The organism is Bacillota bacterium, from assembly GCA_013177945.1.
GTDB lineage: Bacteria > Bacillota > DSM-12270 > Thermacetogeniales > Thermacetogeniaceae > Ch130.
This window is the reverse complement of record JABLXW010000013.1, coordinates 125,045-143,188: the sequence shown is the minus strand read 5'-3', so window position 1 is coordinate 143,188 and position 18,144 is coordinate 125,045. Positions and strand designations below refer to the sequence as shown.

Sequence of the window (18,144 nt, the reverse complement as noted above, 5' to 3'; positions counted from 1 at the left end):
ATAAAGCAGCAAAAATAAAAGAGCAGAACCTTATGCATTCTGCATCCGCGAATGCCGTTCCGTTGAAGGCAAACTCGGCAGCTTCGGTTTTTCCAAAAAGGAGTAGGTGGCCCCTGAATTGTATTTCGCTTTCATCAAAAGGCGACATTTGAATCTTTTGAGGAAAAAGGGTAATATGAGATGCCCCGGATAGCGGAATTCATGCAGGCGATCAAAGCCTACCCGGTGATTGCGTCGCTCCGCAGGGAGGAACTGCTGCCGGTTGCGCTTTCCTGCAGAGCGCGGGTTGTTCTGATCTCTTCCGGTGATATTTTCAACGTAGAAGAGATCGGCCGTGAACTGGAGAAGCACAACAAACTGGTGCTGGTCCACGTGGATCTCATAGCCGGGCTGGGCAGGGATCACACCGCCGTCAGGTTCTTGAAAGAGAAGGCCCGGGTCACCGGGATAGTCACGCCTGGCAGCCAGCTGATCACCGCGGCGCGCAAGGAAGGACTGCTCACGGTGCAGAGGCTGTTCGCCCACGATTCCCCTTCCATCGCCACCGGCATCAGTGTTTTGAAACAGTCGAAACCCCACTTCATCGAGGTCCTGCCGGGGCTGGCCGTGCTCCGGGTGATGGACGAGCTCAGGGAGCACTTTCAACAGCCGATTATCGCAGCGGGACTGATCAAAGGCATCCAGGATCTCCGGCTGGTTCTCAAGGCCGGAGCGGTTGCCGTGGACACCAGCGCGGAAAAATTGTGGAACGTCGAAAATCTTTAGAAGGAGTTTTAAATTTCATATCGAAGATATAAACTGAAAGTCATATTAAGCCGGGACTAGAGACGAGAGTAAGTCCCACTCCTGGAGTAACCGTAAGGTTACAGGGGTGGGACTTTTTGTTTACACCGGCGTGATCGAGGTGATGGCTGCCATGAGGGTCTGATAAGGCGGTGTATTTGGGGAGATACTCTAAATGCTACGTGCGATACGGCCCACGGACAAGGAGGAGATTTTAGTGTCGTCATTGGACATGCTTGCCATTCCTGAACAGATCGAAAAAGAGGACAGTTACGTGATCGCCACCTACTATCTGGAAACAGGTGTCGGGAGCGATATCGTCTCGAAGATCAGCGCCATCGCGGTAGAGCAAACAACAGGAACCTGGGTTGCGGTCCCCGAAGAAACCCCGGAAGTGCGTGAAAAGCACGTGGCAAAGGTAGTGGGTATTTACGAAGTGCCGGGGTACGAGTTTGAGGTGCCCGCAGAAGCCAGGACAAGGCAGTTCGTCTTCCAGCTCGCCTATCCGGTGGTGAATTTCGGCCCCCAGATCCCCATGCTCTTGAGTACTGTTATCGGCAACATCTCCATGTCCGGGAAATTGAAGCTCCTGGACCTCAAATTCCCCACACCCTTCCTGAAGGGCTTCAAGGGCCCCAAGTTCGGAACGAAGGGAGTCCGGGAGATCCTGGGAGTGGAAAAGCGGCCGCTGTTGAACAACATGATCAAGCCCTGCACCGGCTACACCCCGGAGGTCGGCGCCAAGCTGTTTTCCCGTGCCGCCCGGGGGGGTGTTGACATCGTCAAGGATGATGAACTGATCGCCGATCCGGTATTCTGCCCGATGGTGGACAGGGTCAGGCTCTACATGGAGGAGGCCAGACGTATTTACGAAGAGACGGGGCACAAGGTGCTTTACACCGTAAACGTTACCGACCGGGCCGACAGGGTCCGGGACAACGCCAGGCGGGCGATCGATGCCGGGGCAAACGGCATCATGCTCAACTACCTGACCGTCGGTATTTCGGTGCTGCAGGCACTGGCCGAGGACCCGGAGATCAACGTGCCGATCCTGGCGCACCTGGATTTTGCAGGAACCATGTACGAATCCCCCTATTCCGGTATGAGCTCCCACCTCATCCTGGGCAAGCTGGCCCGGCTGGCAGGGGCCGACATCGTGGTTTACCCGAGCCCCTTCGGCAAATTCCCGTTCCTGAGGGAACGCTATCTGGAGATCGGGCATCATCTTTTAAGTAAGTGGCTGCACTTTAAGCCGGCTTTTCCCATGCCGGGCGGCGGGGTGATGCCTTCTGTGGTGCCCGCCATCATCAGAGACCTGGGGAACGACTGCATTCTGGGGGCTGGAGGCGCCATTCACGGTCACCCGATGGGCCCCGAGGCCGGGGGAAGGGCGATGCGGCAGGCAATCGACGCCGCCATGAACGGCATCGACCTGCGGGATGCGGCCAAAGATCATCCCGAATTAAAGGCTGCGCTTGATGCCTGGGGCTATCCCGATGAGGAAAGGCCGGGCATCTTTGAAATCAAGGCTTAAATAAAAAAACAAGGAGGTTGTCGGGAAATGGCAAAGCAGTACACCAGAGAAGAGGTATTGGCCCGCTTGAAGAAGACCATTGCGGAGGGGAAACCGGTCATCATCGCCGGTGCCGGCACCGGGATCTCCGGTAAGTTTGCGGAGAGGGGGGGTGTCGACCTGATCGGGGTCTACAACTCCGGGCTGTTCCGGATGGACGGCAAGGGCTCCCTGGCCGGGTTGATGCCTTACGGGGACGCCAACCAGATCGTCATCGACCTGGCCAACCGGGTCTTCCCGGTAATCAAGGAGACCCCCATGATCGCCGGGATCTGCGGGACGGACCCCACCCGGGAGATGCGCTATTACCTGAAGCAGCTCAAGGAGATCGGCTTCTCGGCCGTCATGAACTTCCCCACCGTAGGCCTCATTGACGGGAGGTTCCGCAAGGAACTGGAGGACACCGGAATGGGCTACGGCGTGGAGATTGAAGCCCTGAAGCTGGCCAAGGAGCTTGGCTTCTTCACCCTCGGCTATGCCTTCAACGTGGAGGAAGCGGCCATGGTCGGCCGGGCCCAGCTGGACGTCCTCATCTGCCACATGGGCCTCACCAAGGGGGGTTCTATCGGCTCCAAGTATGCCGAAACCATGACCCTGGAGCAGTCCGCGGAGCTCATCCGGGAGATGACCAGGGCGGCCAGGCAAGGCTACCCGGACATCATGATCTTCGCCCACGGCGGCCCCATCTCCAGTCCCGAGGACACCGCTTACATCTACCAGCACACCGAGGCGGTAGGCTTCCTGGGTGCCTCCAGCATCGAGCGCATTCCGATCGAGGTGCCGCTCACCGAGGCGGTACGCCAGTTTAAGAACGTTCCGCTGAAGAAATAGAACCGCAGTTTAGGGGGATGAGCTTTGATGGGGATGGGCACGCTTTTAGTCGACGTTGCCCTGGTGCCATCCGAGGTGCGGCCTGCCTGGAGAGACCTGGTCTGCATCGTGGTGGACGTGATCCGCGCCAGTTCCACCATCGTCACTCTTCTGGATAAGGGCTGCCGGAGCGTCTATACTGTAGGATCAGTTGCCGGGGCCCGGGCCCTGGCCCGGGAAAAGGGGTGGCTCATCGGCGGGGAACGCAACGGCCTGACAGTAAGAGGGTTCGATTTCGGCAATTCCCCCTTTGAGCTGGAGGGGATGAATCTCCGGGGGAAAAAGGCCGTTCTGACCACCACCAACGGGACAAAGGTAATCAAAAAGGCGGCCTTTTCCCGGGCGGTGCTTATCGGCTGTTTTCTCAACGCATCCGCCTGCTGCAGGAGGGCACTGGAGCTTGTCCGGGAACACGGTACAGGAGTCGGGATCGTCTGCGCCGGCGAAAAGGGAAGATTCGTCCTGGACGATGCCTGCTGCGCCGGTTACCTGGTCAAAACCCTGCTGCGTACGGGAAAGGAAATGGAACTTGATCTGATGGTCTCCGACGCCGCCCGGGCCGCCCACCGGCTGTTTGACTCCTACCCGGACATCAGGTCCTGCTTTATGGAGTCTAGCAGCGGGCGGCGCTTGGTGGAGATAAAACGAGAGGAGGACATTGCCTCCTGCAGCAGGGTCGACGTTTCTGATCTGGTGCCCGTCCTCATCAACAGCAATCCCTGCGAATTCACGCCTTTAACCTGAGGTTGTCCGGAAAGGAGGACAAAGCTATGGGAAAGGGACCGAGCATTATCGTGGCGGGAATCCTGGATACCAAGGGGCAGGAGATTAGGTACCTGGCCGAACGAGTCAGGGCCGCCGGCGGCGAGCCGACCATACTGGAATTGAGCGTCGGGCGGGAAGTGGGCTGGGCCGACATCGGCATCGGCCAGGTCCTGGGTGAGATCGGCCGCACAAAGGAGGAGATCTTCGCCCTGGACCGGGGCAAGGCCTCCGACATCATCGTCGAAGCCGCCTCGAAACTTGTCGCCAGACTGCTCAGGGAAGGCAGGCTGGACGGGATGATCGCCTACGGCGGGTCCATGGGGGCGAGCATCGCCACCCGCATCATGCAGACCCTCCCCATCGGACTCCCGAAGTTCATGCTGACCACCATGGCCTCCGGGGACGTCAGCCCTTACGTGGGGACCAAGGACCTCTGCCTGATGTATCCCATCGCCGAGGCCGGCCTCAACAAGGTGACCCGCCGGATTCTGAACAACGCCGCAGGCGCCATTGTGGGTATGGCAAATGCTCCGGAAACAGGGGCGGTTGCAGAAAAGCCGCTCATCGGGTGCATGATGTTCGGGGTCACCACCCCCTGCGTTCTGCGGGCGTCAAAGTACTTTGAGGACCGGGGCTACGATGTTATGATCAACCACGCCGTGGGCAGCGGCGGCCGGTCGATGGAGGAACTGATCCGGGACGGCTACATCGTGGGGATCCTGGACATCACCACCCACGAGATCGGTGACTTTTTGCTGGGAGGCGTGCTCAGTGCGGGCCCGGATCGCCTCACAGCCGCCGGGGAGAAGGGAATTCCCCAGGTTGTGGCACCGGGCGGCCTCGACCTGATCAACTTCGGGCCCAAGGATACGGTGCCGGAGAGGCTGCTCAAGGAGACCGACCGGCCCGGCCGCGGCCTCTACGTCCACAACCCGATGGTGACGTGCATCGGGGTGTCCACCGAGGAGGCGTACCGCATCGGGGAGCATATCGCCGAAAAGCTCAACAGGGCAAAGGGGCCGACGGTGCTCTGCGTGCCGATGCGGGGCTGGGGTGCCTGCGACCTTCCGGCGCCGAACAAGGATCTCGGCTGGGCGGGGCCCGGGCCGGGACCCGTTTGGGCGGAAGACCCGGATCATCCCGGATGGTCGCTGCGGAGCGGCTATTTCGTATCCGCCCTGCGCAAGGTCATTGACAGGGACAAGCCGAATCTCGACGTGATCATCGTCGACAGGCACCTGAACGAGCCCGAGTTCGCCGACCTGATGGCGGAACTGCTGGAAGAGATGCTGAACGGCAAGTGGAAGAAGGGAAGCCACCAGGACCTTCCCTACGTCGTTCCGTTCTAGGGGGTGTTCCGGTGGCTAAGCGCTATACGCGGCAAGAGGTGCTGGAGCGCCTGCGCGGCCAGGTCCGGCAGGGAAAGGCCCTCCTCATGTTCGGGGCGGGGATCGGCCTGACCGCCAGGTGCGCCGAAATGGGCGGAGCCGATCTCATCGGCGTCTACAGCACCGCCTACTACCGGATGATGGGTCAGCCCTCCCTGCTGGCTTGGCTCCCCTATTCCAACGCCAACGAACACGTGGCTAGGATGGCCCGGGAGACCCTTCCGGCGGTGAGGGAAACCCCGTGCATCGCCGGGATCGGCGCCCACGACCCCGCCCTGAATATGGAAAAGTTCATTGACGAATTGCTGGAGATGGGCTTTTCCGGGATTACCAACGAGCCCTTTGTGGGCATTTACGGCAGGGAGTTTGCGGAGCAGCTCGAGGCTGCGGGGATCGGCTTCTCCCGGGAAGTGGAACTGATCAGAACCGCCCACAGGAAGGATGTCTTCACGGTGGCCTGGGCCTTTACCCCGGAGGAGGGGCGGATCATGGCCGAAGCCGGCGCCGACGTGATCGGCGCCATTGTGGGGGTGACCGTCGGCGGCCTGACGGGGGCGAAAAAGTCCCAGAGCCTCGAGGATGCCACCAGGCACATCCAGGAGATCTGCAGGGCTGCCAGAGAGGTGAACCCGGAGGTGCTCGTTCTCACCCACGGCGGCCCCTTCAAGGACGTGGAAACCGCCCGGTATTCCATTATGAACTCCGGTGCGGTGGGATATGCCGCCGGTTCCAGCGGTGAGCGCCTGCCCACCGAGACGGCGATAGTGGAGATCACCAGGCAGTACAAGGAGATCCGGCTGGGGTAAACCCCCAGCCGTTTTACGTTCGCCCAGCATGCCTGCTGAGCCGGTGGATTGAAAGAAACCCTGTCACTGAGTAAGCGGGAAGACCATCCGCAGGCAAGGGCGTCGCCGGCAACGGCGGGTCTGAAGAAGGCCGAAGGAAGAGCATGGAATGAGCTAACCGGGGTTGGCTCTCCAGGTGGGTGACCTTGCGTGAAGTGGGAAAGCTCGAAGGCTGGATAACCTGGGGAGTTAGGATAGACGGATTCATGCTCAGGCAGGCAGGCTTAACTGGGGAAGCCCTGTACCATCCAAATTAAACTGCGGAAGAAATATCACGGAAATTTGCACTGCGAGACATTGGGAGAGTTCCCGTTGTGGAAGAAAAGGGCAGCAGAAAAGTGATAGGTGTTATTACCAGAAGCGATATCGTTAGTGCTTATAACCGTTATCTCTTAAAAGAAGAGGGTGGTTTTTTTTGATGAACAGAATATAACCGGTCTGATTTTTGCAGGAATTATCGTATTAGGAGTTGGGTTATTACCTGGGGTGTTAAATAACCCCGTATGATTTCAGACCTTCCAGTATTCCTTCTGCATAGTGTGACCTGGATAAATAAATCTCATCAGGGATGTTTTTGATACTTTCTTTAAGTTCCGGCTGGGCGTTCCCGACCACAATTCCTTTATACCCTTTTAAAAACATGGACAGGTCATTCCCGCTGTCGCCACAAACGAGGGTATGCTCTCTTTTAATGCAATAAAGCTTCTGTACATATTGGAGCGCTGCCCCCTTCCCTGCACAAGAAGGGATAGCATCAATGATGTATCCCATAGAAGGAACTATTGTTACAGGCAGTTTGGTCTGTCTGACAGATTCGAAAAGCCGTGCAACAGTCTCTTTAAATGTTGTCCTGTCAGTATAGTAAGCAAGCCGGAATCTTGCATGCACTTCTTGTTTTTGCAAGCCTTCTATCCTTTCAATTACAGACCTGATTTCTTTCTCGTCCCAGTTGGATGCCATTAGGCTCTCCCATACCAGGTCCGGTCTAAACCAGGGGGGAGTGTAAATCTCTGTTCCCACATCTGTAATCAGCACATGGGGATACAGAAGGTTTTCCTGAACAATGAGCTGCCAAGCTGATATAAGGGTTCTTCCTGTGATGTAAACCAGAAGAATATCATTTTTGTGTTTTAACATCAAGCGGTTGAACTCACTCAATGCCGATCGGCTACCCACAAGCGTGCCATCGAGATCTGTTGCCAGGATATATTTAGGTTTTTTACTTGGACTTTCTCCCGCCATCTGCAACCTCCTTATAAATTGCTACAAGGTTTGAAGCTGTTTTTTTCCAAGTAAATTTTTTTCCATGAAGTGCTGCTTGCTTCGCCATTTCGTTCCTGGCCTTTTCGTTCGTAATCAGATAATTTATTGCTGTTGCCAGATCCATCGGGTTTTTTGGCTCCACAAGCAGTCCAGTTTTACCATGGAGAACGTTTTGTTGTAAACCTCCGGTACGGGAAGCTATTACAGGACACCCGCAGGCCATCGCCTCCAAGGCAACCAGCCCGAAAGATTCATAATATGAAGGGACCACTGTAACCCATGCACCGGCATACCAGGAAGGGAGCGAACTATGTTGTACCGGCCCTGTAAAGACAACCTGGTCGGAAAGCCCATTTTCCCGAATGAACTTCATATATTTCTTTTTTTCGGGGCTCAGGGAGGCCGGTGGTGTATCCAAACTATCACCACCGACAATTACCAGCAAGGTCTCCGCCGCCGTTGAGGGGTGCTTTTTCTTTAAAATGTCGAATGATTTTAAGAGAACCTGCAGACCTTTATTTTCCTCAAACCGACCCACAAAAAGAATGATCTTTTTGTTTTCTTTCACCAGCCCTAGAGGCTTATTGTCTTCAGCAGGATGAAAAAGATTGGTGTTTACACCACAGGGCACCAACGATATGTTTTGGGGATCTACCGAGTAGTAGTCGGATAATATTTTTTGCTCAAGAGGGGTTGTCGCTATCACCTTATCCGCTTTCTGCAGCACTTCTTTTTCTATTTGCAGGCGAACTGAAAGCAACGGGTTATTCGTACCCAGAGCGTTCTTTCTGACGATTCCGAGCGAATGGGAGGTATGTACCCGGGGTATACGATAGATCTTTTGCAGTTGTAACCCTACCCAGCCAGACAGCCAGTAATTGCTGTGTATTAAAGTATATTTATTACGTTTCCCCATATATTGTTTAAGCTCACTCGTGAACTTGGGAAGGATCTGTAACATTTGATGTTTGGATCTAAATCCTTTATATCCTGCCTGAAGCCTTATTACTTGAGAGTTCTTGCCCAGGGGTTCCTCTTCGGGAAACTTCGGATCTGAATAATGAGTGAAAACATCTACCTCGATGCCCAAGGAATCAAGCGCCTGTACCAATTCCCTGACGTAGACATTCTGACCTCCCGACTGAATATTGCCCAGTCTGGCGAAAGGATCGCCGTGGACAGAGATAAACAACATTTTGCCATGAAAGTTCATAACTACCCCCCTTTTGCTGTAAAGAACCAACCACCCTTATTTACGGATCTGTGGATAACCCTATTCCTCTGATAAATCTCAACTTGCAATGTATTTGAACAAACAACTTAGTTAATTAATTGAGGTTGTTCGTAAATAATATAATTTATTTGCTAATTATTTTCAAATCCAAAGATTAAGCGGATAGACAAATAATTTAGCAGTTTTTCATTATATGATGGGCAAATCCTTTAAATTTAGATAAATTTCTAGAGTGAGAAAATTGTTAAAGAAAAGGTATTACCTGGCGCAAGAAAAAAAGAGGTAATCCTTGCCAAGATCAAAAACCTTCTGGAGGCGCAACCGGAGATAAGCTTCGCGTACGCCCATGGCTCATTTCTAGAGCAAGAAACATTTGGAGATATTGATCTCGCTATCTATCTCTCTCCGGTGCCAGCAGGAAGCGGCACTTATTATGAGTTGGCTCTGGAAAGCGCCCTGGAAGAACTGATACATTATCCCGTCGATCTCCGTATTTTAAACGAGGCGCCCCTTTCATTTAAGTATAGCGTACTCCGTAATGGAACTCGCATTCTTGAAAAAGACGAAGACCTCCGGGTTGCCTTTCAGGAGCAGACACCATCGAGTATTACGATTTTGCCCCCCGCTCCGGAAGCGCTACTTGAAGGAGGCCCTGGAAGCGTGAAGTATGACCACCTTAGAGTTGAAAAACGATCTTGACCTTTTTCTCTCCGAACTTTCAAGAAGTGCTCCAGTAAGTTTTTAATTCTTACCCCTCCCGGCACAGTTACTCCAGGCGATTGTTACAACAGAAAGCGCCGTTTCAACAAATAACTGGCTGCTGCTATCCCCGCAATTCCTATGATTGCAGAACCGGCAACGGCACCAATCCAAGCGGAGAAGAGCGGTACCATCCCGGTGCTTTTCAGGAAAACAGGCGCAATGCTAAAGGCTGCCAGGAGCCCCCCTAAGATGATTGTTGAAGCAATGCTGTAAAACGTTGTAGGGACTTGCTCGAAGGCCAATTCAGTAAGAGAGTTGCCCTGGTAATTGACCGTATTCATGGAAAGGCTTGCCGGGGCCAGGGACAGGGCGATTCCCGCCACTGTACCGGTAAAAGCAAGGATGATCATCGGCAAGGCCGATGCCCTCTGCAAACTGAAGATTAAAATCATCACGCCCGCCGTTCCCGCTGCAAACAAAGCCAGAGGAAGGTAGGCTAAGAATTTCCCCAGAGCTAATTGGCCGGGTGAAACGGCCGCCAGCCACAACAGCCCCAGGCGGCGGCCCTCGGCCTGGTAGGCCGTGGCAACCAGCTCCCCGAAGCAGAAAAACCAGATTGCAAATACTGCAATTAATGGAGAAGGAAAGGTAGAAATCAACGAGCGTAATCCAGGGGACAGAAGTGGAGCCAGTGAAATGATAGCCCAGGCCACAATCCGGAGGGTGGTTAAAGGGTTTCGCCTGAGGGACAACCATTCTTTCAATATAACCGCCTGGATGGGTGGCGGCAGACGGAAAGCCGACAGCAATGCCAGGATACTGCGAACTTGATTTTTTTCCTGCCTCCGGCTGCCCCGGCCTTCCAGCTGCCACTGAGTTTCCTCCCATAAATGCGCCAATCGCGCCAGGGCGAAAAGGAGTATGCCGCCTGTCATGAGCAGTGCCGGTGCCCACCAAAGGAGGTGCTGGAATGCCGGCAAGTTGATCCACGCTTCCCGTGTTATCGTCCGTCTTCCTGCCAGGTCTATTACCAGCCACACAGTTCCTGCGAGCCCACCGACCTGCAGTGCGGGTGCGATGATGAAGGCCAGACCGCTCAACCTGTTCAGGAACTTCTTGACAAGCACGACCGCCAAAACCGCCAGGGCAGTACCGAAGAATGGGGCAAGAAACGCCAGACCCAAAAGAGGGATCTGCTTCTCAGGAAACCACGCGTGCGCCAGCGCCAGGGCCATCAGAATAGGGCTCAGCAGGGTCGGCCGCAGGTTCGCCAGGTAAGCAACGAGGACCGTGGACAAAACGACATCCCGCGGGGCTACGGCAAGCAGCCGGTCCACCCGGGCGGTGCGTCCGAACAGCATCCGTTCGGAAAAGAGGTAGCCGTTGCCGAAGGCCACCAGAAAAGTCATTACCGTAAGGAAACCCAAAATACCCGCCGGTTCCAGACCATCCGCCCGGTTTTTAAGGACTGAACCCATTCCAAAACATATCATCACGAGTGTTGCCAGTTCTAACAGTACGAACCATAAGCCGGAGCGGCCGAATCGCATCCGCTCATTCCAGGTTTCTTTGAGTTTATTTTTTGCCAGTGTCCACCAGTTGCCCATTGGCAGTCCACCCCCTTGCTTTCGCCTGAATGCCGGTAAGCTTTAAAAACAAAGGCTCGAGACCGCCTTCAACCCCTGCCGCCCGGCAAAGCTCCTCCACCTTGCCCAGGGCGATAAGCCGCCCCTTGTGAATGATGCCCACGCGATCGCAGAGTTTTTCGGCAACATCCATCACATGGGTGGAGAGAAACACCGTTTTCCCGTCGTTTCTGAGACTGATTAGAATTTCTTTGATATCGGCCAGAGTTGGAGCATCGAAGGCATTGGTAAGTTCATCAACAATAATAATCTCCGGATCGGTAAGAAGGGCGAGAGCGAATGAGACCTTGCGCTGCATTCCCATGGAATAGGTTGCAATCATCTGATCGGCCCAATTCTGAAGGTCAAGGATGGCCAGGAGTTCTTCCACTCTCTTCTTGATCCTGTCCTGCGGCAGATTGTAGAGGCAGCCTGCCATAGTAAGGTGCTCTCTTGCCGTTAACCTTTCATAAACCAGCGGTGAGTCGGGAACATATCCGATGCGACGGCGAACAGCCGCGCCCGGTTTCCATAAATCCTCTCCCAGCGCCAGCACCGTTCCCGCCGTCGGCCGCAGGAGGCCTGTGATCATTTTGATGGTGGTGGTCTTCCCTGCTCCATTTGCGCCGAGAAAGCCGAATATTTCGCCGGGAAAGACCTGCAAAGAGAGGTCTTGAACGGCAGGGTAATCACCGTAATACCTGGTCAGGCCCTTGAGCTCCAGGTTAGGGGTGCTGTTTGCTTCAAACAGTCCGGTTCTCATTGCTTGTTCCACTAATATTCTTTCTTCTCCAACTCCAGGAACTATGTTTTTGCCGGACACTCCTGGATCGGGCCGTTGCCTTGAACCGGTGATTGCAGTTAGTCTCTCGATAAACCCCTCCGGCTCGTCGGCGTTGATCAAAATCTCCCGAACCAACCCCTGCCTGCTTCTGCTTCCCGCCGCCGGAGCTTTTACCATGATCTGCTTTGAGAGCATGATCCGAATAACATCGCTCGTGCGTGAGAGGCAATACAGGCAATCTCCATCCCGGATAACGGCAATGCCGGCGATATCGGGCTTGGGGAGCGAGGCCGGAGATGCCCTTTCAACAGCAGTCACCAGCGGGAGCGGAATCCGGCTTTTAAACCGCGAACCCAAACGGATGAAGAGTTCGTCGCCTGTTAAAACATGGGCAGATTGAAGCATTAAACGTATGGAGTTAACCGCATAGCAATATAAGGAAAGCAATATGGCAATGATCAGAAAAAGCGGCCAACTTTTGGGCAATAAAAGATAGACAGCGATCCCTACTACAAACAGTTCAATAAAAATGATCGGCATTAACCCGAACATGAATTGCCGGAGTTGGGTGGATTTCCCGGTGTTCCTAAAGATTTCTTTGCTGTTCCCGGACAATGTATTACCTCCTAACCGTAATCCTCTTTAAACCGCTGTCCAACCACCATCAACCCTCCAGCTCCGATTATCAGCACGAAAAACAAAACTGTTTTCCATCGGTCCATTTTCAACATTCTAAACCTGATGCCTCCAGGTTTTTTCCAGGTAAAGAAATTTGCCATGCAGGAACAGTGAATTCCCAATCATCACCGAAGCTGCACCAGACACTTTTATACTTTTGTACAATTTCATTTGAGTCCCTCCCAAAATTTTTCTACAATCAAAATCAGCCATCCATAAGCAAAGAGCAAGATTCCGGCAACTTCAAAAGGGTCATTGATCCCGGCCGGCTGAGAGGAGAAACTTGCTTCAATGTAAGCACTCAGTCTTGGAGAAACTAAAAGAACAACTCCGATTACCAGAAGATCGATGATTCTGCTTTTGTTTTTTTGTGAAGTATGTGCTTGGCGAAAGTAGTAAATTAAACCCAGCAACAATACTAATGTGAGAACGATCTTAAAATCCATGAGTTCCCTCCTTAAATTGATAGCTTCATAAAATGATTAACTTTATACTCAAAAAATTATTAACAACTTCGCCGCATCCTATCATCTTTCTACTGCTAACAACGCATCCAGCTTGATAGAGCTCAATCCAAAAAGCAAAAAAGAAAAAAGGCCCGACACGCAGAGCCCAACTGCCGAACCCCTTGATGGAACCCTGCTACTTGGCTTATGTCGTTGTTCACAATGATAAACTCATGTTGGTCGTTAATTTCTCCATTTGTCGACCCCACTTTCCTTAATACGGTGTTATAATCGTGCATCGAAATTTGTTATACTGGCTTCATTCAGATCCTTGATTTCCGATTAAGGTAGTGTCAATACTCTTGTGTAAAATTTTTTATGTTTAGGGCAACCCTCAAAGATTAGCATTTTTAGGCAACCACTTTCTGCTGCATTTTCAAGAACCCATCAATCCTCTTTTCCGACCAGGTTCGATTCAGGGATATTACAAAAATGCACCTTAGGCAGCAGTCCTCAGGGCTTTCCATCTGCCTTGTCCTTCTTTTAAATTCCTTGAAGGTGCGTTCAATGGTGTTGGTGGAGCGCAGGAGCTTCCACAACGGCTTGGGCTGGGTATAGAACTGAAGCACTGCTTGCAGGTCTTTTTCCAGGCACGCTACGGCTGTAGGCGCTATTTTCTCCCAGGCATCTTTCCAGGCATGAAAGCGTTCTTCAGCTTCTTCATGGGAGCCGGCATAAAAGATGCGCTTGGCGTGGTCGAGACAAAACTTTTTCGGATTTTGCGGGAAAGTTTTGCCGCGATGTTCCGGAGCTTGTGGACGACACACCTCTGCACTGATGTGTTAGGGAAAGCCTCGGTGAAGGCACTCTCAAGGCCCGGCAGGCCGTCCATGATTCCCATGATGAGATTTTCTCCTTTGAGCCCCCGCCTTTTTAAGTCTTTCAAGAACTCCCTCCAGGAGGAGGCGCGCATCTCTCTCCAAGCTGGACCCCCAGGATCTTCCTGTAACCCTCGGTGGTGATGCCGATGGCCACCAGAAGCGATTCTTTGCTTACTGTGAACCTCTTTACGGGAAGATTCAAGCCGTCTAAGAAAATATACATGATATTGTCCTCAAGAGGCTGCTCCAGCCAGGCCCGCATTTCCTGAGTCAGCTCTTTGTTGATCCTGGAAATGGTTCCGGGAGAATAACCCTTGCCCAATAGTTCCTTCGTGATCTTCTTCATTTTCCGGGTGCTGATCCCGCCGATGAAAAGATCTAATAATCTGCCTGTCGATTTTTTCTTCTCTCCGCCTGTAGCGAGGGAGAACCTTCGATTCAAATTCGCCGTTACGCATCTCTCCACTTGAATATCTTCAATCAAGCCAAACCGGGTGAGGAGATCCCTTTCGTAATACCCGTTGCGGTTGTTATCCCTTTTGCCATTTCCCCTCTGGTACTGCTCGTAACCCAGAAATTTGGTCAGTTCCTGCTTGATTGCTTCTTGGAGGGCATGTTTGATGAACTGCCTGATATAGAGAGCCAGATCGTTGATGAGAATTTCCTGCCCCCATTTCTCGTTGACCTCGACATCCTGCATTTCTTCTGGTAAACTGATTTTCAAAGGTGTACCCTCCTTTTGGTTGTTTTGGGAATTGTCTATATTTGAGGGTACGCCCTTTTTTGTGGTTTTTCCTTTTTACACAATTGATTTTACGCTACCGGAAAAACGGTTAGGTTAGGGAGTTTGGGGTTATCTCCAACTCTTGCGTTGATGATTTCCATCTCGCCTTTTATAAATCAACCTATACAATAAGTAAACGGTAGCTCCTGCAGAATGAGTTAAAGCGATAAACACCAGCCATGCTACCTTATTTATTCCGTCAGGTTCCTGGCGGTAACACCTTATAAGTTGCCAAGTCCAATATATTGTTAAGATTGATGCCAGTAGAAGTACTATTAAAGCTTGTGGCAAAACTAGAGCATCTAAACTGTTCATAGTACATCCCTACCTGAATTTACCAAAACTTATTACCAAAATACGTAAAGCTGGGGAAGATTTTTTAGTAAAATCTTCCCCAGTGGTGATAAATGCCTGACAATATGCTTCAATAACATGGCTCACAAGGAAAACCAATTATAGAGCAAATGCAAAAATAATCACCTATTCCACAGGCACAGTCACAGCTCAAGTATTCATGGCACCCAATGCACCATTGATTGGAACATTTAGGGGCAGCATCTTGTCGCGCCTTATAACATCCCAGACTTCTCGTAGTAGCAACACTACTGCCAACGACCGGGTGTTCGTAATCACTACAAAGACTCTGTTGCATTTGTATCTCGGAAGAAGTTTCGGCTGGTTTTGTTCTTATTATCGGATCGAAATCTGCAGCTATTGCAGCCATAAGAGCAATATCGAATTTGTTCTCGTCTACAATATTTTTTGAAAGATCACTATCAGCCGACCATTTTCTTTCAGTAGAATTGTACTTAAAAACTGCAGACCGACCTTTCGTGTCAATATAAGTAAACTTGCCGTTCGGTAAATCCCATTCAATACTACTCAAACCCTTTGAATTTCTCAGTTCTAATGCCAAATATTCCCTATCATACCGGTTTATGCGTAAAACGCCACCTTTAGCAGTTGACTCATGGGTATAGTTTACAATAGTTATATCGCCATCAGTCTCTACCTTATATGATCTTACTCCTAATTTTTTCGCTTCAGGACCTACCTCGTTAGACTTTTTGTCCCTATATAATAATCCATTCCCAGAAATTAAACCTGTTACACTTGCAGTAGCAACACCAGCAATTGCCGGTGTTGCTAGCATAACGACAGCTAGCATAACCGCAACAACCCGTTGCCAGGACTTTCCAAGGATCTTAATCATTTTCAATCCCTCCTAATTTTATTTTTCCTTTAAGATGGCAAAAAGTATCCAAGCACACTAAAACAAAAATTAAATAAAACAAAATGTCTGTGATGAGACACGGCCAACAGATGATGCGCTTCATTTGGACTGCCATCAGAAAAGACGCAACGGCGGCTGAAATGCCTGAAATGCCCAGGCTCACGTATTGAAATCCCCGCACTTTTTGAGAAAGGTAGTAACTGATAGCGATAACCAATGACCCACCTAATGCAAGAATTGCCAATGTAAGCTCGTTAACCGGTAAACCGAGGGTGGCAAAGCCACAGGATGAGCAAGTGGTTTTCCTTTTGAGCCAGATAACATAGAGCGAGAAAATGATGGTTACAGCTATTACAAAGGTCAATAGTTTTTTCATCATAATACCCCCAATACCCGGGCTATTTGCCAGCTACAGGAGCCACTCTTTAGAGAAGAATTACCTTTCCTCTTTTTGGCCTTTCTTTACAAAGGTGGAGTAACAGGTAAGATAAATATGCCTGCGCCTTTGCTCTGCAAAGGGAGTGTATTCGCCCCTTGTGAATGATGGTCAACGATCTGCCGGTTCATCGGGGGCTGTTCATTGAATAACCCCTAAATAGAATATTGGTTATCCCTTTTCCGGCACTTTCGGCTGATACCAGTGGAACCAGCAAGTGGTGCTGGCTCCCGTCGCCGCTACGAGCAGGAGCAAGGCCGAAGCAAATCGCAGAAGATTTGTCTTAAGCGGTTTGAACATGCTACTCACCTCCGGGAAATTGGTTTTGCAAATCTCTTTAGACGTGGAAAACCATTCTCCTGCCTGATCTTCCCAGACGGAGCATATCGCTGCACAAACGGATGATATTGCTGCATGAACGGATTTTAAACAAAAATAACCGTTGAACTAACGGTTATGATGATGCGCGTTCGCTTATCCTAAATCCTACTACCGGAAAAAGTCTACTCTATTCCGAGCCTTTTAAGCAGGGCTTTCTCTCGCTCCCGGCTTAAGAAAACCCTGTCGCCAGAGTGCAGAACAATGTTATATGCCTGACCTGAAGGGACAATTTCCCTGATCTTTTCTAAATTAACGAGATATCCCTTGTGGCACCTGAAGAAACCAAGGGGATCAAGCTGCCGTTCCAGTTCGCCCAATTTACCTGGTACAAGGTGTTCCCCTTTTTCCGTTTTAATGAGAATTTTGTGCCGGCGGCCTTCAATGAAAAGAATTTCTTCCGGGTGAATCACCAGCTTGCGCTTATCCGATTTGATTAAGATAAATTCATTGCGCCGGTTCTGGGGTTTGCAAATTCTATCCTTCAGGCGCCGGACCGTCCTTCGGATCCTTGCCTCATCGAAAGGCTTTAAAATGTAGTCAAAGGAATACAGCTCAAACGCTTCCAGGGCGAAATCGGGAAAGGCGGTGGCGAAAACGAAAAAGAGGCCCGGCTGCATTTCTGCCAGCTCCCTGGCTGCATCCAATCCGTTCATTCCCGGCATATCGATATCCAGAAACACCACATCGGGCTGATAAATTTCCACCTGCCTGATGGTCTCCTTGCCGTCCCCGGCGATGGAAATCACTTCGACCCCAGGCACCTCTTCGATCACCCTCTTCAAGTACGCTGCGGTAGCCGGGTTGTCATCGGCTATCAGCACCCTCAGGCCCACTGTCGACACCACCTTGATCCCTGAAATTCAACATGGCGTCAACCCACCTGATAAACCGGTATCCCCACGGGGTGAGGGTAAAGCTTTGACATAATACACCAACGATTACCGGAAGCACGTACGCTTGATCGGCTTTATGAATTAACAGCAGAATCACCACGGCAAAGAAAATTCCGGCAACTGCAAAAGACAGCCTTCTGCCTCTGACCCTCTCCGCTTCGGTCAGCGGCTTGTTTTCCGTTTCCCCGGGGGCATACTTCCAATGATCGCGATAACCGCTATGAAGGTAATTATCATTAACAAAATAAGGCCCTGGAAAGCAATAGCGGACTTCAGCCACTTAACCAGCCAGCCCATCAGTAAAAAGAAGACCGTCCCCCCGATCAGACAGCGGTAATACCCTTGGCAGTGCTCGCCCCCGGAAACCAGGCGCAGGGTCCCTGCAGTTAAAACCAGGATCAGGGTCTCCCGGAATATTCCGAAGAGACAGGCCAGCGCCATGATCAGGGCAAACTCCAGAGCCGAGCCCAGCAGCAGCTCCAGGCCGAAGACCAGCATGCCCTCTTTTTGCCTGTCGCTCCCCAGCTCGCGGACGATGTAACCCGCGGCTTTTTCTGCCAGTCCGTGGATGGTCGGCAT

General features: G+C 51.7%; 19 protein-coding genes and 1 pseudogene. 8 read left to right on the top strand and 12 right to left on the bottom strand.

Annotation, left to right across the window (positions count from 1 at the left end):
* Positions 1–180: 180 nt before the first annotated feature.
* The 7 genes from HPY58_08935 (at position 181) to HPY58_08905 (ending at position 6,643) form a co-directional block, all read left to right on the top strand.
* Positions 181–765 (top strand): glycerol-3-phosphate responsive antiterminator, encoded by a 585-nt coding sequence (locus HPY58_08935; GenBank protein ID NPV29759.1) that lies wholly within the window; start codon positions 181–183, stop codon positions 763–765.
* 235 nt (positions 766–1,000) lie between these two features.
* Positions 1,001–2,317, top strand: coding sequence for a ribulose 1,5-bisphosphate carboxylase (locus HPY58_08930; protein ID NPV29758.1), 1,317 nt, complete (start codon positions 1,001–1,003; stop codon positions 2,315–2,317).
* Between the two features lie 27 nt (positions 2,318–2,344).
* Positions 2,345–3,187 (top strand): phosphoenolpyruvate hydrolase family protein, encoded by an 843-nt coding sequence (locus tag HPY58_08925; protein ID NPV29757.1) that lies wholly within the window; start codon positions 2,345–2,347, stop codon positions 3,185–3,187.
* 24 nt (positions 3,188–3,211) lie between these two features.
* The gene (locus tag HPY58_08920) at positions 3,212–3,970 is read left to right on the top strand and encodes a 2-phosphosulfolactate phosphatase (GenBank protein NPV29756.1); all 759 of its coding nucleotides are present in this window, start codon (positions 3,212–3,214) and stop codon (positions 3,968–3,970) included.
* A gap of 26 nt (positions 3,971–3,996) precedes the next feature.
* On the top strand, positions 3,997–5,340 hold the full coding sequence (locus tag HPY58_08915) for a Tm-1-like ATP-binding domain-containing protein (protein ID NPV29755.1): 1,344 nt from the start codon (positions 3,997–3,999) through the stop codon (positions 5,338–5,340).
* Positions 5,341–5,351: 11 nt separating this feature from the next.
* Entirely contained in the window at positions 5,352–6,185 is an 834-nt protein-coding gene (locus HPY58_08910; GenBank protein ID NPV29754.1) for a phosphoenolpyruvate hydrolase family protein, read from the top strand.
* A 308-nt stretch (positions 6,186–6,493) separates the two neighbouring features.
* The gene (locus HPY58_08905; protein NPV29753.1) at positions 6,494–6,643 is read left to right on the top strand and encodes a CBS domain-containing protein; all 150 of its coding nucleotides are present in this window, start codon (positions 6,494–6,496) and stop codon (positions 6,641–6,643) included.
* 70 nt (positions 6,644–6,713) lie between these two features.
* Here the strand turns inward: HPY58_08905 and HPY58_08900 are convergent, their stop codons facing one another.
* Together HPY58_08900 and HPY58_08895 are read right to left on the bottom strand one after the other, a co-directional pair.
* Positions 6,714–7,466 (bottom strand): HAD-IIB family hydrolase, encoded by a 753-nt coding sequence (locus HPY58_08900; protein ID NPV29752.1) that lies wholly within the window; start codon positions 7,464–7,466, stop codon positions 6,714–6,716.
* Complete coding sequence (locus HPY58_08895; protein NPV29751.1) at positions 7,444–8,700, bottom strand: glycosyltransferase; 1,257 nt, start codon at positions 8,698–8,700, stop codon at positions 7,444–7,446. Before HPY58_08895 ends, HPY58_08900 begins: the two co-directional genes overlap by 23 nt.
* A 261-nt stretch (positions 8,701–8,961) precedes the next feature.
* Here HPY58_08895 and HPY58_08890 point away from each other — a divergent pair, with 261 nt between their 5' ends.
* The gene (locus tag HPY58_08890) at positions 8,962–9,420 is read left to right on the top strand and encodes a nucleotidyltransferase domain-containing protein (GenBank protein NPV29750.1); all 459 of its coding nucleotides are present in this window, start codon (positions 8,962–8,964) and stop codon (positions 9,418–9,420) included.
* An 83-nt stretch (positions 9,421–9,503) separates the two neighbouring features.
* Here the strand turns inward: HPY58_08890 and HPY58_08885 are convergent, their stop codons facing one another.
* From HPY58_08885 to HPY58_08840, 10 genes and pseudogenes are all read right to left on the bottom strand, one after another.
* A complete protein-coding gene (locus HPY58_08885; protein NPV29749.1) occupies positions 9,504–11,030 on the bottom strand; it encodes a hypothetical protein in 1,527 nt (508 codons plus the stop codon).
* Positions 10,999–12,372 carry an ABC transporter ATP-binding protein gene (locus tag HPY58_08880; protein NPV29748.1) on the bottom strand — a complete coding sequence of 458 codons (1,374 nt, stop codon included), beginning with the start codon at positions 12,370–12,372 and terminating at the stop codon, positions 10,999–11,001. Before HPY58_08880 ends, HPY58_08885 begins: the two co-directional genes overlap by 32 nt.
* Positions 12,373–12,677: 305 nt before the next feature.
* Positions 12,678–12,956, bottom strand: a complete 279-nt coding sequence (locus HPY58_08875) for a hypothetical protein (GenBank protein NPV29747.1) — start codon at positions 12,954–12,956, stop codon at positions 12,678–12,680.
* A 410-nt stretch (positions 12,957–13,366) separates the two neighbouring features.
* Positions 13,367–13,783 (bottom strand): transposase, encoded by a 417-nt coding sequence (locus tag HPY58_08870; GenBank protein NPV29746.1) that lies wholly within the window; start codon positions 13,781–13,783, stop codon positions 13,367–13,369.
* Between the two features lie 115 nt (positions 13,784–13,898).
* Complete coding sequence (locus HPY58_08865) at positions 13,899–14,561, bottom strand: hypothetical protein (GenBank protein ID NPV29745.1); 663 nt, start codon at positions 14,559–14,561, stop codon at positions 13,899–13,901.
* A gap of 484 nt (positions 14,562–15,045) precedes the next feature.
* Positions 15,046–15,834, bottom strand: coding sequence for a hypothetical protein (locus HPY58_08860; GenBank protein ID NPV29744.1), 789 nt, complete (start codon positions 15,832–15,834; stop codon positions 15,046–15,048).
* Complete coding sequence (locus tag HPY58_08855) at positions 15,827–16,231, bottom strand: hypothetical protein (protein NPV29743.1); 405 nt, start codon at positions 16,229–16,231, stop codon at positions 15,827–15,829. Before HPY58_08855 ends, HPY58_08860 begins: the two co-directional genes overlap by 8 nt.
* Before the next feature lie 231 nt (positions 16,232–16,462).
* Positions 16,463–16,591, bottom strand: coding sequence for a cyclic lactone autoinducer peptide (locus HPY58_08850; GenBank protein ID NPV29742.1), 129 nt, complete (start codon positions 16,589–16,591; stop codon positions 16,463–16,465).
* 203 nt (positions 16,592–16,794) lie between these two features.
* A complete protein-coding gene (locus tag HPY58_08845) occupies positions 16,795–17,505 on the bottom strand; it encodes a response regulator transcription factor (GenBank protein NPV29741.1) in 711 nt (236 codons plus the stop codon).
* A pseudogene (locus HPY58_08840) lies at positions 17,477–18,144 on the bottom strand (accessory gene regulator B family protein). The gene HPY58_08845 and the pseudogene HPY58_08840 overlap by 29 nt, the downstream one beginning before the upstream one ends.

Excerpts from the sequence above, each read along its gene's own strand:
- HPY58_08925 (NPV29757.1), top strand. The coding sequence starts at position 2,345 with ATGGCAAAGCAGTACACCAGAGAAGAGGTATTGGCCCGCTTGAAGAAG.
- HPY58_08885 (NPV29749.1), bottom strand. The coding sequence starts at position 11,030 with ATGGGCAACTGGTGGACACTGGCAAAAAATAAACTCAAAGAAACCTGG.
- HPY58_08855 (NPV29743.1), bottom strand. The coding sequence starts at position 16,231 with ATGAAAAAACTATTGACCTTTGTAATAGCTGTAACCATCATTTTCTCG.
- HPY58_08935 (NPV29759.1), top strand. The coding sequence starts at position 181 with ATGCCCCGGATAGCGGAATTCATGCAGGCGATCAAAGCCTACCCGGTG.
- HPY58_08915 (NPV29755.1), top strand. The coding sequence starts at position 3,997 with ATGGGAAAGGGACCGAGCATTATCGTGGCGGGAATCCTGGATACCAAG.
- HPY58_08875 (NPV29747.1), bottom strand. The coding sequence starts at position 12,956 with ATGGATTTTAAGATCGTTCTCACATTAGTATTGTTGCTGGGTTTAATT.
- HPY58_08880 (NPV29748.1), bottom strand. The coding sequence starts at position 12,372 with ATGCCGATCATTTTTATTGAACTGTTTGTAGTAGGGATCGCTGTCTAT.
- HPY58_08860 (NPV29744.1), bottom strand. The coding sequence starts at position 15,834 with ATGATTAAGATCCTTGGAAAGTCCTGGCAACGGGTTGTTGCGGTTATG.
- HPY58_08895 (NPV29751.1), bottom strand. The coding sequence starts at position 8,700 with ATGAACTTTCATGGCAAAATGTTGTTTATCTCTGTCCACGGCGATCCT.
- HPY58_08850 (NPV29742.1), bottom strand. The coding sequence starts at position 16,591 with ATGTTCAAACCGCTTAAGACAAATCTTCTGCGATTTGCTTCGGCCTTG.
- HPY58_08900 (NPV29752.1), bottom strand. The coding sequence starts at position 7,466 with ATGGCGGGAGAAAGTCCAAGTAAAAAACCTAAATATATCCTGGCAACA.